Source organism: Cohnella sp. WQ 127256 (assembly GCF_024519285.1).
Classification (GTDB): Bacteria; Bacillota; Bacilli; order Paenibacillales; family Paenibacillaceae; genus Cohnella.
This window is the reverse complement of record NZ_JAMZCY010000004.1, coordinates 469,909-484,711: the sequence shown is the minus strand read 5'-3', so window position 1 is coordinate 484,711 and position 14,803 is coordinate 469,909. Positions and strand designations below refer to the sequence as shown.

Here is a 14,803-nt window from a genome sequence, read left to right as displayed (position 1 = left end):
GACTTTCGGGTAATATCCTTTGCTTATAGGGCACTGTATGCTGTAACTGATTCATTTTCCAGAGATTCGTTAATAGAAGGGATGAACAACTCTTATGATCAGAAAAGGATTGGCTATGCTCCTCATATTTACCGCTGCCTTGATGACATTCAGCTCCGTATTCGCAGCGGACACCAGCAGCTCGGCCGGACCAGTGACATGGAAGGTATCCGTAGGCAAGGATAGCTCTGCATCCTCGTTCGACACCATGTTTCCGGGTACCTTGTACATCCATGAGGGTGACAAGGTCGTCTTTACGAATGGCTCTGCCAATAACGTCCACACGGCTACTTTCTTGGCGGGTGGCAAGCCGATCACATCGGAAGACCCGAATTTTGCGATACCGACAGCGCCAAGTGGGGTCTCATGGGATGGCAAAAGTGTTCTTAATTCGGGGATGCTCTTACCTACACAGTCGTATGAGATCACATTCAACGCAAGCGGCGTATACCCATACTATTGCATACTTCACATCTACATGAAGGGTTCAGTTGTCGTCCTGCCTAAGGGCCAGCCGATACCTTCTCTCGTCGAGCAAACAGCCGCGGCCAAGGCAACCGAGGACGATCTGCGGTTACAAGAATCGCTGCTCAATGACGGGGCTGCTCCTGCTTATGGGAAGAACGCAGATGGCACCTTGACTTACACCGTTGGATTAGGCTCCCCGAACATGGGTCTGTCCCATAATCGGATGAATCCAGAAACGGTCGTTATCGCCGAGGGAGATTCGGTTGCATGGAAAAACCTAAGCCTCTATGAACCACATTTTGTATCGTTTAACCTTCCTCCTGCACTTCTAGCTGAACCAGAATCTGATCCGACCTTCAATCCTTTCTTGCCTTCGGGTGGTTCAGTCCAAGACGGGAAAATTTTCACCCATTCAGGTGGCATTATGGGAGATAACCCTTATATTCTGAAATTTACGAAGTCAGGAACGTTTACCTATGATTGCTTCCTGCACAGCGGATATGTGATGAAGGGGACGGTTATCGTCGTTCCGAAAACATCCGTCAAGCTATTCGTCAACGGCAAGGCAGTGGCGGGATCGGCGAAAGCACAGTGGAAAGGCAGCTCTCTCAACGTTAGCATCGCAGATTTTGCCAAGGCGCTAGGCGGCTCAGCAAGCTACGATAGCAAGCTGAAAGCGACTGTCGTCAAGGTCGGCAAAGGTAAAACGAGCACTACTGGATCGTATGCGAAGGATGGCAAAGCCGTCATCGTTAACGGCACCGTGTTAGCTTCGAAGAGCGATGAGGTCAAAGGGGTTCGCTACGCTTCAGCAGAAGAAATTGTCCGTGCAGTGGGTGGTACCTATTTCTGGAACGATATCACTAAGACTTTCTCTGTCACTAACGGTGCAGTTCCCGCAGCCCCAGTGGCCGCTCCGGTTCCGGTCGGTCCGGCAGCAGATGCTAGTGCTAGTCCTGCTAGCGACGATTCGCACGCCGGTATGAAGATGGAATAACGGAGGATGAAGCTGATCCTATCACGGTTCACAGCTTATACGCTGATTTTGCTGGCCTTAGGAGAGCTACTATTCGCTTTAGTAGCCGACCGAGGGTCGGCTGCGGTAGTGCAGACGCCCATCGTCAAGAAGTTCCATCTTTACGCTACCGACGGTTACACGAAGCTACCTGATGGATCCTCCCTCTACTTGTGGGGGTATAGCCTATCCAATGAGCCGGGCAGCGCCACATATCCTGCACCGACGTTGGAAGTTAATGAAGGGGATCACGTCGAGATCACGCTGACGAACATCGGGGCGAAGAAGTCAGGCATCAAGAAGCTGTCGCACACGATTCACTTTCACGGATTGGATACGGATCAGGCTAATGATGGGGTTCCCCACACATCGGCTCCGATATCCGTTGGTGAAAGCTTCACTTACCAATTTACGGCGGACGTAGCGGGCTCTTATTTCTACCATTGCCACGTTGATACGATTGAACATCTCCAGATGGGGATGTATGGAGCCTTCGTTGTTAAAGCAAAGGGCGGAGGGAATGAAGCGTGGACTGGCGGACCTTCCTATGATAAGGAATACGTCCTTCTACTCAACGAGATCGACACGACTTGGCACAAGGCGGTGGAGGAAGGGACTGAGTATGACCGGACGGCCTACCATCCGACCTTCTGGACGATTAATGGCAAAGCATTTCCGGATACGGAGGACGATCCGACAACCCGGATTGATGGAGCCATCGGGCAGAAGGTGCTTATTAGGCTGATCAACGCGGGCTACGAGTCCCATAGCTTTCATATGCACGGGTTCCATTTTCAGATTATCGCTTCTGATGGGAGACCGTTGCCGCAGCCGCTGGAGAAGGATACCGTTCTGCTTGGTCCGGGGGAACGATATGATCTTCTGGTCACGTTCGATCAAGCGGGTTCTTTTCCACTCCACAGTCATAACATCACGGACAACACAAATAACGGCGTATATCCGGGCGGACTGCATACGATGATCGAGGTGACCGAAGCGGGTACGCTCCCAGGTATGAAGATGGACATTCGATTGAAAGCCGGGCAACCGTCAGCAATCGTCAACGGGAAAAGTGTGTCGCTCGTGAGCCCCCCTATCGTAGTCAAGGGCGTAACCTACGTGCCACTCCGCTTCATTGGTGAACAACTCGGTGCCGAAGTGAAATGGCTTGCGACGGAGAAGTCGGTCGTGTATTCGACGACGGATAAGAAGCTGCAGTTCTGGCTTGGCAGTGATCAGGCAATGGTTAACGGGGTTGTTATTAAGCTGCCAGTACTGCTTCGGGAGCAGAAGGGTGCATTAATGGTGCCGCTGCGATTCGTCGCTAGTGAACTTGGTGCAAAGGTTGATCGCGACGCTTCTGGAGGTATTATCGTGAGTGCGGATATTCGCTCAGCTACATCGATGCAGATGCCAGGAGATCACGATCCGACCGATTCATCCTCTGGGGAGGATGGCGGAGCTTCCACTTCTTCTGGAGATCCAGAACTCTCTCACTCGATGACGGTTCAAATTGGCCAGTCCGCTTTTATGCCGGATAAGCTGAGCGTAAAGAAGGGGCAAAGCGTGAAATGGATCAACGAAGATACACAGATTCATACGGTTTACGATCTTTATGACAGTTTCAAGAGTGCTAACCTCTTGAAGAACTCCACCTTTAGCAACACGTTCACCAACGTTGGAACGTATACGTATTATTGTTCGGTGCATCCGGGTATGCAGGGAGAAATCACGGTAACGGAGCAGTAAAAAATGAAATCAACAATCCAAACCCACCTTCTGAGCAGGAAGGTGGGTTTTGGTGTGAATAAACAAAAACCAATCATTGACTGAATTTACGGATCTAGGTAATATCTAGGTGTGAGGTGATCCGTGAGCTATGTCTAACGTGATTGATCTAATGGAGCAGCATTATCTCGTCGGGAGAGATAAAGAAGTCGAATGCTTCCTCGAACGGTTATTGGCGGACTTCGCGAATGAACGCATACTGAATGTATATGGAACCGGGGGAATCGGAAAAAGCTATTTGTTGAACGAATTCCGTCGCCTTTCCATACAGTTCGGTGCTACATTCCTGCTCTTAGACAGCCGCACGCTTATATCCCCACTCGAATTCTGCTTACAGCTTTTACGTACACTACACTATCCTGCAAAAGAAATCCCAATGACAGAGGATATAAATCTTATAACGAAAATATGCTTAGACACCATTCAAGAAGCAACGGGTAAAGGGAAAATCGTGCTAGCTCTGGATACGTTCGAGGAGTTCGGACAATCAGAGCAGTGGCTGAGAGAGGAATTCTTAACGCAACTGCCCCCTCAGCTTCTAGTCGTTATTAGTGGAAGGCTACCTTTGCAAGGGAAATGGCTTTATTCGTCGGTATGGAGAAAGCTGATCTATCGTATACCGCTTAGCGATCTGGACTATGAATCCGTAAAACAGTACATGATTCGATCGGGTATCGATAGCGAAGAAACCGTACAGCGGATCTGGACCCAAACGAAGGGGCATCCATTGACCTTGGCATTATTCGCCTCGACAACTCTAGTCCGTACTTTACAGAAGACAGGCACGATGGCAACCGATGAGGTGTTCAAGCATATTGTAAATGTTTGGCTAACAGAGGTGCCGGATGATTACAGGGAATTGGTCGAAACGGCAGCCGTTCTGCGCTATTTTAATCAGGAATTGCTGAGCTATGTACTTGAGAAACCGATCACAGTAAAGCAATTTCAGAAGCTAGCAAGTCTTTCCTTCGTTCAGCGGGTAGATCGGGGATGGTTACTGCATGATCTACTGCGTGATGCCGTTAGTCATGAATTGCGGCTGAGGGAACCGGAACGCTTTGACCAGCTTTGGAAGCGCTGCGTGCTCTATTATTTTAAAAAAATTAAACAAACGGTTGGCAAGAAATCAGTGGTATGGGATAACGCTGAATGGTTCTACTATATCGGAGATCAATTGATTCAGTCTGCGTTCTACCAGCATTCCTCGTCGTATAGCACGGAGCCGTTAACTCTCGCCAACTGGCAGGAAGCCGAGCAGTACATCGCTAATCGCTATTTGCATACGAAGGATGTTCGGATCAATCTGCAGGACCCCAACACTCAGGAATCCGTTGAGTTTGTTTACAAGGCCGAAGTCAGTCTATATGGACTTATGCACATTCATTTGAAAGAATTGTACGAACTGGATGCCAGCATCGTGAAGCTTACCCGTGATTTTCAGGGTGTCGTATGCGGGTTGTCCGTTATTATTCCGATTAATGAGCATACGTTGGAATACTTGAAATCAAAGCCCCTCTCTTCTGCTTATTTCAACAGCTTGTCCGCAGCGGAGCTTAGCGCACTTCAGGTTCCTCGGTATTCGAGGGCCGGTTACTTCTTCAAAACTCTTGATGTCTATGACTCCTCAGATCTTCCAATGCTTCAGTGGACAGGGTTAACCTTCATCTCTCATATTTTATCCTCTTGCTTTATTGTTGCAGCCCCACCTCCTGATCCCTTCTGCCATGCCATCTTTCATAGCTTGGGCTGCGAAATCACGAAGGATGTCATTCATTATGATTATGGAGATCAAGCGCCAGCCCCGCTATTCGTTATCGATACGAGGGGAAACAAGCTGCACAATTATTTGAATAGAATGGCCGCTTCGTACGGTATTGTTGGGGAGAACGAAGAAAAGGACAAGGATGTTACCCCCGTCCTCTTGACCGGTAAGGAAACAAAGGTCGTTCAATTGATTGTCGAGGGTCATTCGAATATGGAAATCGCCCAACAGTTGTATATTAGTGAATCTACGGTGAAGAAGCACCTCTCTAACATCTTTCGTAAATGGGACATCAAAAATAGAGCTCAGCTAATAAACTATTATATGAAAATAAGAAACAGCTAGTTGTCGAGGACTAATAAAAAGAAGTATTCGAGATTTGGTTTTTTCTTATTGGGGAGTTGGGGGAAGTCGATATGGTACAGCTCTGGACGGAAGGGAAAACTCATCATAGTGGTTATCGAATCGGGATTACTTACTCTGCGGAAGAAACGCTGTGTGAGGACGATGGTGAGGAGCGGATAGGTTATCGAATTCTGTTGATCAATGAAGGGGTAGGGGTTATCCACGTAGGGTCAACTCTTTATCCGATTGTTGCTCCTGGCATTTATTGCTTTACGGATAAGGAAAAAGTAAGCTTCATTGCGGGTGCTCCTCTAAAGGTCAAATCCATAAGGTTTAGCCTGAACGCATTAAATGAACGACTTGATAGCCAACTGAAGGGTTTGCCCGAGGGTGCGGAACAGACAACAACGGATTTTCAAGATCTATGGGTTCTCGAAACCTTCCTTGAACGAACGGAAGCCTATTATGGTTGCCTATTTCTTGATCCTTCTGTCGCGAAGCGCGCGGAGGAAATCATCGAAGAGATAGGAAGCAATTTGAGCATACAGCCAGATAGCTTCTGGCCATGCCGCAGCCGCTCGTATTTAATGGAGCTATTGTTTATGATCCGATTAATTTATCAGAAGTCAGACTTTACTCCAAGCGCTATCCCACAGGCTGTATCGGAAACGATAAGACCCGTGATTGAATATTTACATACTCACTATAAAGAAAAGATAAAAATAGAAAATTTGACGTCTGCGTTCCATGTGAATAAAACGACTTTAAATGATTGGTTTAGGAAATCAACCGGACTTTCCGTAATTTCATATCTTGGCCATATCCGTATGAGAATGGCAGACCCTCTGCTACGAAATACAACCCTTCCAACGACTGAAATTATGGAGAGGGTCGGCATTAGAGACGATGCTCATTTTATCCGCAAATTCCGTCAGTATTCGGGTTACTCCCCAGCGGAATATCGCACGAAGTATTGCTGGATGCTTAAGAAGTAAGGCTATTGTAGACGCTCCTTGGGGGCGTTTTTTTGTTAGGGGCGGTGAAGTGGAAAGCTGTCAATTTGCAGGAACAGACTGTGGATATTCAGTACACAGGGCTAATCTGCCTTGATAATATTCTAAGGGGGGGCAAGGAAGAGAAGCAGGTGATCATCATTACAAATAAAAGTAGGAGATGTGATTATGAAACTCATTAAGCTGTTAAGCGCCGCCGTTCTATTGTTCACGTTAGGGCAATCCCTTGCAATTGCAGCACCGAAGGAAGTCCACTCGTCTTCCTCTACGTTAAAGGTCAAGTTTTACAGCGAGTCCTTACAGAAGGATATGAACTTAAATGTATACTTGCCACCGAATTACGACGCTCAAGACAAATATCCGGTATTGTATGTCCTGCATTCCTACAAGCTGAATGAAGATCACTGGTTTGACGCACTAAAGGTTACAGAGAAAGCAGATAAGTTAATCGCCGCAGGCAAAATAGAACCATTAATCATTGTGGCTCCGAAAATCGACAACAGCTTTGGAGTGAATTCCTCTGAGCTACCGGGCTATGCCGAAGGTAGTGGTAAACCGGGAGATGAAGGTGTGTTGAACACGGGGATGTACGAGGATTACGTGACTAAGGATGTAATTTCCTATGTAGATAGCCATTTCAATACGATAAAGTCCCGGAATAGCCGTTATCTTGGGGGTACATCTATGGGTGGGTTTGCAGCGTTACACATCGGACTCCGTCATCCTAACCTGTACAGTAAAGTGGGAGGGCATTCACCAGCATTATTCGTTGGTCCAATGTGGGATGTGTTAGAGAAGATGGTATATCCAACGAAAGAGATCCGGAAAGATAATGATCCTATCGCTCTGGCCGCTAGTCAGAAGCTGAATAAGCTCAACATTTACCTGGATATTGGTGAACAGGATGCTGATTTCAAAGAGCCTGCGAAGAAGATTAATGAAGTCCTAAGCGGGGTGAAAACCAAATCGTTGGAGTTCCATATTAACAAGGCCGGGAAACATGACGACGCGTATTGGAGCAGTCAGATTGAAAACTACCTCTTGTTCTACGCTGGAGCAGAGACGGAATAATGCGAATTGGCCCTGTGTGGACGGGGCTGTATATCGTTACAAAAAGACACCTCGAAGGTGTCTTTTTGTATTGCTTTTGAAACATTTTTACACGATGGCAGTATAGCCCGTATCTTACCTTGCAGCTTTAATGAGTTCACCTTTAGGATTACGTACAGAGGTAAACCCTTTAGGTGTGTTTTCCCGTAAGGCTGTAGCCTTCCTCTGGTTCACATTGTTCCGTAATAGGGCAAAGATAATGAGCAACGTCCCTATAAATTCATAGCTGCTGATCTGGTAACCTTGGAAAGCCATAATCACGAATGTGGTAATCGGAACAAAGTTTATAAATAAGATACCGTTAAGCGGGGATAGCAATTTAATACCTAGATTCCAGCTTAGCAAGGCGACGAGTCCTGGTAATAAAACCATAAAGGACATTTCGTATTTGATCGATAAGAGTGTATCCCAGGTTGGAACGGGAAGTAGACCAAATCCGGAGGCAAGTGCAACGATGACAAAGGATACCGCACTACCAAGTAAACAGGTGAGAGTGGAGTAGCGGAGTATCGACCAATCCCCGAACCGACCTCCCCCCATGGAATAAATCACCCAGCCCACAACACCTGCGAAGATAAGCAGTAGCGGAAATAGATTTTGTCCAGCCATCGTGAAGAAAGCCATGTTTCCTTTGGTGATCACAAGTAAAGCCCCGATAAGCGCAAGAGCTACACTTGTAAGCATGTACTTTTTTGGTGCTGCTTTAGTTGTGATCCATAAGACCATAATGGATATCATCGGCATGAGGACTTCCATAATCGAAGCTGCGACCGTACCTGATTCCCCCATGAGATCTTGTCCTAGGAAGACGCACATATTATAAATCGTGAAGGCCATCGTTCCGTAAAATAACAAAACTTTGCCTCTTCCTTCTAAGCGGAACGACTTTCTTCCCTCTTTCACCCAAAGCAGCACGGTGAGGATGATTCCAACAGCTAAGTAGCGAATAAATGAAAAATAGAAGGGATCAATTTTCTGTAATGCGAGGTGGGCAACGGGAAACATAGCGCCCCACGACATGCTCGCGATAAGGCATAGTATGGACCCGATGATGACTTGTTTCTTAAGCATGAAAGGACTCTCCCTAGCAACGATTTGCTGACTGAAATGTATGCAACTCATTCATCATAGGGGGTTGTAAGGGGTTAGTAAAATGATTGAAAATAATGTTTATCATCATTTATAATGATGGTAATCAGGAAGTTATAAGCGTTGTGCAGCATAGGAGGGGCCGGATTGGAGTTTAATGATTTGCACATTTTCCAAACCGTAGCTGCTCATGGAAGTGTCAGCAAAGCCGCAGTGGAGTTGAACTATGTTCAATCGAATGTAACCGCAAGAATTAAGCTTCTGGAGAAGGAGCTTCAGACGCCTTTGTTTTATCGACACAAGCGAGGGATGATTCTCAACTCGGAAGGCAAACGCTTGTTGGAGCACTCTAGGGATATCTTATCGAGAGTGGAGGAAATGAAGCGTACGTTCCATGATCAATCGAAGCCCTCCGGTGTTCTCAACATTGGGATCGTGGAAACCGTCGTTGCGCTCCCGGATATTTTATCCTCCTACTACAGCAAGTATCCAGACGTGGAAATTTCATTAAAGGCTGGAGTAACTGATCTATTGCTGCAGGAGGTCATTGATATGAAGCTGGATGGAGCCTTTGTTACAGGGCCTATCAGACATCCGTTGATCGATCAGGTTGAGGTTATTCAGGAGAAGCTAGTGCTTGTTACTAAAGGCGACTCTTTTTCCGTAGAGGACATCACAACAAAGCCGTTATTGCTATACAACAAAGGCTGCGGTTATCGTGGGAGACTGGAAAGCTGGATGAAGGTGGAGGGCATTATTCCCAAACAGATAATGGAGTTTGGTACATTCGGGACGATTATTGGTAGTGTGGCTGCCGGAATCGGAATCACGATTATTCCGGAGTCGTCGATTACCGATTTGGTTGCCAATGGTACTGTGTTCTGTCATCGCATACCTGAACCTTATCAGGAAATTACGACTATTTTTATCCGGCGCAAGGACGCGTACTTAACGCATACTCTCCAATGCTTTATGGATGAAATTGAGGCGCGAACGAAGAAGTAGAGCCTGCATCCGGCGCATGCCTGATAACAGGAATGCGGCGCAGAGCAACGTTCGTGGATAGCGTTATGGCGTATCGTTATTAGGTTGTACAGTGCCTCGTATACCATCAATAGAGTGATGCCATAACGCTATTTGTTCAAATGTCGCCCCAAAACAAGAGTCCGGAGCAGATAGCGTTATCGCATAACTTTATTAGGTTGTACAGAGCCCCATATAAGTCGATAGAGTGATGCCATAACGCTATTGTGGAGATCGACCGGAACGAAGTCACTAATGCGAAAAAAAAGAAAGTGGAGAGGCCCCACTTTCTTAGGTGACAAGTTAAATGATCATTAGAAAGATAAACAAAAAAACTGGCCTAGACCAGTTTTTTTGGGTCAAACGATTTATTCAGTAATAGGCTGCCAGTTGCGAACAGCGGTATAACCATCTGCGACATGATCTTGATCAAACTGGAGTACTGTAATAGATTGTCCGAGTAAATTAAAATTTTCATCATAAAAGCCAACAATAATGAACTTGTCATACACATTATGATCGGTATCATTTTCGGACTGATAATAGAGAGCACCGCTTATATGCTGAGGATTGGTCTCATTATAATAAATCGGGCGCGGAGAACTCATAGAATAACCACTATAGCCGTTAGATTGGATACCCGCTTTAAGCTCTTCTTTACTAAGTCCTTGTAGCATTACGAGTGTTGGTTTATACATCTCCATACTTCCTTCAACAATGTACTTAGCACCAGGTAAGCTTTGGGCAAGCTTCTCGGTGTCCAAGAATACTTTATAGCCTTGTTCAAATGCAGTATAGTGCTGACTATTATTAACAAATGCTTCGATAAGCTCTAGCTTCGTATAAGGTTTTGCCTCTAAGCCAATGTCACTCGTTAACACAGTAGCAGGGCTAAAGTCGTAATGATAATCTCCCGAATGTATGATCTCTCCGTCACGTAGAACTTCAACTTTCCATACTCCCGTTCCTTGAGGAACTTTAATATCAGGCAATGTGCAGCCACCATTGTTTTCACTACATGTCAGGAAAGGCACTGGTTCACCAACTTCGTACAGGAGTACGGAATCGGTACGATGGATTTTCTCTCCCTGAATCGAGCCTGGCTGTAATTGGTAGCTTTTTTCCTTTAAATAGGAGCTCATATAAGATCCAACCTTCAATCCCTCTTGAAGGGTTCTAGGATATTCGATATAGACTTGGTACACTTTCGTAGCAATTCCATCACCGCTATTTACAGCAATACGGACCCAATAATCTTGTTTAGCATGTATATCTAATTCAAATGAGCCCTGCTCGTCGGTGACTTCGCCAGACGTTATCCATACGTTTCCCGGTCCCCAAATGTCATAACTAACCTTGGAGTATGTGGATTGTGTAACGGATATGGTTGATTTTACAGCCTGAGCCATGTCACGATCTGTAAGGATGCTGTATGCAAATACTTTTGGGCTATAGCCTGTTTGACCTGTTGTGTACTGGGAAGCATCCAATTGCTTCAAATTGAATCCGGAAACGGTTAGACCTGACAATGCTGCAGCTCTGCATTCATCGACTGTACCTGTGCAAGGTACAGTTTCTCCGCCACCGTTGTTGCCACCGTTTTCTCCACCAGTATTACCACCGGTATTACCGCCGGTATTACCACCGTTGTTGCTACCAGTGTTTCCACCGCCGCCTCCACCAGTACCTGGTGCTGTAATGGTGTTCGCAGCTGAACCATCCACCGTTGTTGGACGTGTTTGGAACGTTGATCCCTTAGCCGCATCATTGACAGTAGCATTTGTAATCGTACCTTGTCCTAGTAGCTTAGCGACAGCATTGAGAATAAGCTCCATAATCGTTGCGTTCTTGTTGACATCAATTTCAGTATTCGTTGTTCCAGCGGCAACGTTTAATTGGTTTACTGATCCGCTAGGTACACTTATTTTGATATCAGATGACTTTACGAATACATCCTCGAACTGACCAATCAAAGTAACTTGTGAGCCGGCAGGTAAATCCTGCGCAATCTCAACATTTGCGAAGCCACTATTCGTTACGTTAGATTCTTCTAGCTTTACAGGGGAGTGAATAACAACATGCTGGATGGAGGAATCGCCCGCAACAAGGACACGAACCGTACCAGTACGTTTGTCGATGGAGATCCTAACTAATAATGAATCCTCAAAATGGACGGAGTTGGAGCCTCCACCTTGGATTGTAGTTGTCCCTTTTACAGTTACTTTTTTGAAGAAAGCATCTCCTTCACCTACCGCTTCAGTTACGGTAAGATTACCTTCGATAATGAGGTTTTGAAGGGTTATACCAGGAGCGGATACGATAACGTTGCCCTTAATCGTCTCAGTTCCAGTCTTAGGTCCATATACGCTGTTAGCAACACTGTATACGGTATCTTTAGGCTTGGCATATTCAATAGCTTTATCAAGCAAGGTTACAGCCTCTGCGCGTGTAAGCTTACCTTGAGGAACAAAATTACCTTTAACATTCCCCACGATTATGGATTGGTTAGCTAGCGCTAGCACTGCGTCACTACTCCATTTGGAGACGGAAGAAGCATCGTTAAAATTCGCAGCTTTATCCGACGGACTAGATTCCAGATTAAGAAGCTTCTGAACCATAACTGCGGATTCTTCACGGTTAATGGCTTGGTTTAAGCGAATCGTATGGTCATCGTAGCCTTTCACATATCCAGCTTTGACCGCAATCGCGATTTGCTCGTAAGCCCAATGAGAGGCTGCCAAGTCTGTGAATTTTACTTCCATCCGATCACTTAGGTTGAAAGAGCGGTTAATTAGAGTAATAAACTCCGCACGTGTAATTGGACGATCTGGGTTGAAGCTGCCGTCATAGCCCTTCATTAGATCCTGATCTACCCATTTGCGCATTTGGGACTCTGCCCAATGACCTTGCAGGTCATCCGTTGCAACTGTTGCATTTGTTGAAGGCTCTGCTGCCCATGCGGTTGTCAAAAGGGACAACGATAGTGCCAGCACGGTTAATAAACTGACTGTCTTTTTCCAAATCTTAAATGACATTTTCCTATTCCTCCTGATGAGTGATACATATGTACGTGCCATGTAGTCCATATAGCGCAGTTCCTATATCATGCTGAAAATATGAGAGTCGGAAGAGTAGGCAATAAAGACTAGGACTATGTAATTATATTTAGGGGACTCCATATCGTCAAAGAAATTTATGGTAATTACTCCATTTGGATGCAAACGTAAAATAGACCCTATCCTCACAGGAGGGGGGCCTACTTTATGTTCACCTGTTTTATTAGAAATTAAAGTTGTCCGGATCTGGACCGACCCGAAGGTTCTCGTTCAAACCCTCGTTTCGAGCGACATCATCTGCTACAAACCTTTGATGTTACAAAGATTCAATGAGAAGTAAGCTTCAACTTGAGTTTAGCTTCATCTTTTCTTTCCAAGGAGCGTGCCCATCCGGTTAAGAATACAGCTCCGACAACCATTAACGATCCCACCCATGTGGTATGAATGATTCCGATGGAATCCGTGACGACACCCCCCAAGTATGCCCCTATGGCAATTCCCGCATTAAATGCGGCAATATTAATAGCTGATGCTACATCTACCGCTTTCGGAGCATAACGTTCCGCAAGGATGACCACATACACCTGTAATCCCGGTACGTTCATAAAAGCTAGTAAACCCATAAAGAAAATCGTAAGCAAACCGACAACTTTGAACGGGATGGTGAACGTAAGAATAAGAAGGACAATGGCTTGGAAAATAAACATATAAAACAGGGCGGAAACCGGCTTGCGGTTAGCAGCCTTACCTCCAATTACGTTACCGATCGCTATAGCAATACCGTATACAAGGAGAATGATTGCGACTGTGCTCTCCTTGAAGCCGGTTATTTCGTGCAGCAACGGGGATAAATAGGTGAAGACGACAAAGGTGCCTCCATACCCTATAGCTGTAATGGAAAATGCAAGCAGCAAACGTCCGTTGGTCACAAGCTTGATCTGCTCCCGAAGTGGCGTTCTGGTTCCTCTACGTAGATTAGATGGGATCAGAGCCATATTGGCTATTAAGGCAATTATACCAACGACAACGATCCCGATAAAGGCGGCTCGCCAACCGAAATGCTGTCCAATCACGGTACCCAAGGGTACTCCGGTTACGGTGGCTACTGTAAGGCCAGAGAACATAATCGCAATCGCGCTAGCTCTCCGGTTCTCAGGCACGAGGTCGGCTGCGATAGTCGATCCAATCGACATAAATACACCGTGAGACAATGCTGAGATGATGCGAGCAGTGAGCAGAATGCCAACTCCGCTTGCAGTTGCGGCAAGACTGTTGCCCACAATAAAAACAATCATAATCCAAAACAATAATGTTTTCCGTGGAATATTAGACGTCAATGACGTTAACGCAGGTGCTCCAAAGGTTACCCCTAAAGCATATAAAGTAACGGTTAAAGCAGCTGTAGTGACGGATATGTTTAAGTCTTCAGAGATAAGGGGGAGTAGACCCACGCTGATGAACTCTGTTGTCCCAATCGCAAAGGCGCTAATTGCTAATGCAAGGAGTGCTAACGTACTTCTTTTTTTATCCAAAGTCATGGTTGTGACTCCTTTCGTGTAGTAATATCGACCGGCAAATGCTAGTATGGGTTACTTAGACGAAAATGAATAGTACGTACTTTAAAGTGATATAGGTACTAAAAAGTAACGTACGTAATGGATACCCTAGGTATAGATTCGGGAGGATTAAGCTGTGGAAAAAACGGTGGTCAAGAAAAAATTCAATATTTCAGTGGAAGCGACTTTGGAGGTTATCGGAGGAAAGTGGAAGTGTGTGATCCTGTGTCATTTGACACATGGCAAAAAACGAACAAGCGATCTAAAGCGTCTTATGCCTGCAATCACGCAAAAGATGCTCACTCAGCAGCTAAGAGAGCTAGAGGAGGACGGCATAGTTACTCGAATTAGCTATAACCAGGTTCCTCCGAAGGTGGAATACGAGCTTAGCGAATACGGCGGCAGCTTGAAATCGATACTCGATTCCCTATGCGCTTGGGGTGAAGCGCATATTATTAAAGAATACGGAGATAAATTCGCAGTGCTAGAACATAATGTGCTGAATAAATAAGTCAGTATTCAAGGTTACCTCTAATAAA

Annotated in this window: 10 protein-coding genes; 7 read left to right on the top strand and 3 right to left on the bottom strand. The window is 45.8% G+C overall.

Features of this window, described 5'->3' with window-relative positions; genetic code table 11:
- Positions 1-94: 94 nt before the first annotated feature.
- The 5 genes from M1K58_RS13760 (at position 95) to M1K58_RS13740 (ending at position 7,501) form a co-directional block, all read left to right on the top strand.
- The gene (locus tag M1K58_RS13760) at positions 95-1,504 is read left to right on the top strand and encodes a plastocyanin/azurin family copper-binding protein (protein ID WP_256759427.1); all 1,410 of its coding nucleotides are present in this window, start codon (positions 95-97) and stop codon (positions 1,502-1,504) included.
- A 6-nt stretch (positions 1,505-1,510) separates the two neighbouring features.
- A complete protein-coding gene (locus M1K58_RS13755; RefSeq protein WP_256759426.1) occupies positions 1,511-3,271 on the top strand; it encodes a stalk domain-containing protein in 1,761 nt (586 codons plus the stop codon).
- Between the two features lie 130 nt (positions 3,272-3,401).
- Positions 3,402-5,417: a helix-turn-helix transcriptional regulator gene (locus M1K58_RS13750; protein WP_256759425.1), complete on the top strand. Its 2,016-nt coding sequence runs from the start codon at positions 3,402-3,404 to the stop codon at positions 5,415-5,417.
- Positions 5,418-5,488: 71 nt separating this feature from the next.
- Positions 5,489-6,412, top strand: coding sequence for a helix-turn-helix transcriptional regulator (locus M1K58_RS13745; RefSeq protein ID WP_256759424.1), 924 nt, complete (start codon positions 5,489-5,491; stop codon positions 6,410-6,412).
- Between the two features lie 186 nt (positions 6,413-6,598).
- Complete coding sequence (locus M1K58_RS13740; protein ID WP_256759423.1) at positions 6,599-7,501, top strand: alpha/beta hydrolase; 903 nt, start codon at positions 6,599-6,601, stop codon at positions 7,499-7,501.
- Positions 7,502-7,615: 114 nt separating this feature from the next.
- On the opposite strand, the gene M1K58_RS13735 is transcribed toward M1K58_RS13740, so the two are convergent.
- Positions 7,616-8,611 carry a DMT family transporter gene (locus M1K58_RS13735; RefSeq protein ID WP_256759422.1) on the bottom strand — a complete coding sequence of 332 codons (996 nt, stop codon included), beginning with the start codon at positions 8,609-8,611 and terminating at the stop codon, positions 7,616-7,618.
- A 165-nt stretch (positions 8,612-8,776) separates the two neighbouring features.
- Between M1K58_RS13735 and M1K58_RS13730 the strand changes: the two genes are divergently transcribed.
- Positions 8,777-9,634: a LysR family transcriptional regulator gene (locus M1K58_RS13730; RefSeq protein WP_256759421.1), complete on the top strand. Its 858-nt coding sequence runs from the start codon at positions 8,777-8,779 to the stop codon at positions 9,632-9,634.
- A gap of 386 nt (positions 9,635-10,020) precedes the next feature.
- Here M1K58_RS13730 and M1K58_RS13725 read toward each other — a convergent pair whose 3' ends face one another.
- Entirely contained in the window at positions 10,021-12,687 is a 2,667-nt protein-coding gene (locus M1K58_RS13725; protein ID WP_256759420.1) for an S-layer homology domain-containing protein, read from the bottom strand.
- A gap of 347 nt (positions 12,688-13,034) precedes the next feature.
- Positions 13,035-14,246 carry an MFS transporter gene (locus M1K58_RS13720; RefSeq protein WP_256759419.1) on the bottom strand — a complete coding sequence of 404 codons (1,212 nt, stop codon included), beginning with the start codon at positions 14,244-14,246 and terminating at the stop codon, positions 13,035-13,037.
- 166 nt (positions 14,247-14,412) lie between these two features.
- On the opposite strand from M1K58_RS13720, the gene M1K58_RS13715 reads away from it, so the two are divergent.
- The gene (locus M1K58_RS13715) at positions 14,413-14,775 is read left to right on the top strand and encodes a winged helix-turn-helix transcriptional regulator (protein ID WP_256759670.1); all 363 of its coding nucleotides are present in this window, start codon (positions 14,413-14,415) and stop codon (positions 14,773-14,775) included.
- Positions 14,776-14,803 lie beyond the last annotated feature (28 nt).

What these genes read in the sequence shown, in the direction of transcription:
- M1K58_RS13760 (WP_256759427.1), top strand. Translation starts at nt 95, where the DNA reads ATGATCAGAAAAGGATTGGCTATGCTCCTCATATTTACCGCTGCCTTG.
- M1K58_RS13755 (WP_256759426.1), top strand. Translation starts at nt 1,511, where the DNA reads ATGAAGCTGATCCTATCACGGTTCACAGCTTATACGCTGATTTTGCTG.
- M1K58_RS13750 (WP_256759425.1), top strand. Translation starts at nt 3,402, where the DNA reads ATGTCTAACGTGATTGATCTAATGGAGCAGCATTATCTCGTCGGGAGA.
- M1K58_RS13745 (WP_256759424.1), top strand. Translation starts at nt 5,489, where the DNA reads ATGGTACAGCTCTGGACGGAAGGGAAAACTCATCATAGTGGTTATCGA.
- M1K58_RS13740 (WP_256759423.1), top strand. Translation starts at nt 6,599, where the DNA reads ATGAAACTCATTAAGCTGTTAAGCGCCGCCGTTCTATTGTTCACGTTA.
- M1K58_RS13735 (WP_256759422.1), bottom strand. Translation starts at nt 8,611, where the DNA reads ATGCTTAAGAAACAAGTCATCATCGGGTCCATACTATGCCTTATCGCG.
- M1K58_RS13725 (WP_256759420.1), bottom strand. Translation starts at nt 12,687, where the DNA reads ATGTCATTTAAGATTTGGAAAAAGACAGTCAGTTTATTAACCGTGCTG.
- M1K58_RS13720 (WP_256759419.1), bottom strand. Translation starts at nt 14,246, where the DNA reads ATGACTTTGGATAAAAAAAGAAGTACGTTAGCACTCCTTGCATTAGCA.